Origin of the sequence: Streptomyces roseochromogenus subsp. oscitans DS 12.976 (assembly GCF_000497445.1) — a bacterium.
GTDB classification, from domain to species: domain Bacteria; phylum Actinomycetota; class Actinomycetes; order Streptomycetales; family Streptomycetaceae; genus Streptomyces; species Streptomyces oscitans.
This window is the reverse complement of the sequence record NZ_CM002285.1, coordinates 2,897,910-2,898,444: the sequence shown is the minus strand read 5'-3', so window position 1 is coordinate 2,898,444 and position 535 is coordinate 2,897,910. Positions and strand designations below refer to the sequence as shown.

Here is a 535-nt window from a genome sequence, read left to right as displayed (position 1 = left end):
ACCGCCGGGTTGGAGGACTGCAGTTCGTTGTAGGACCCGAGTCCGAAGGCGGGATTCTGCTTGCGGATCTCGATCATGCGGCGGGTCCAGTGCAGCAGCGAGGACGGCGAGGACATCGACGCCTCGACGTTGGTGACCTGGTAGCCGTAGACGGGGTCCATGATCGTCGGCAGGAACAGGCGTCCGGGGTCGCTGGAGGAGAATCCGGCGTTGCGGTCGGGGGTCCACTGCATCGGGGTGCGGACGGCGTCGCGGTCGCCGAGCCAGATGTTGTCGCCCATGCCGATCTCGTCGCCGTAGTAGAGGATCGGTGAGCCGGGCAGGGAGAGCAGGAGTGCGGTGAACAGCTCGATCTGGTTGCGGTCGTTGTCGAGCAGGGGCGCGAGGCGGCGGCGGATGCCGATGTTGGCGCGCATCCGTGGGTCTTTCGCGTATTCGGCCCACATGTAGTCGCGTTCTTCGTCGGTGACCATTTCGAGGGTCAGCTCGTCGTGGTTGCGCAGGAAGATGCCCCACTGGCAGCCGGAGGGGATGG

1 protein-coding gene is annotated in these 535 nt (G+C 65.8%); it reads right to left on the bottom strand.

Going from position 1 to position 535, the window contains the following annotated elements:
* On the bottom strand, nt 1-535 hold a 535-nt coding region (locus M878_RS99810; RefSeq protein WP_023546666.1), incomplete at both ends, for an alpha-amylase family glycosyl hydrolase.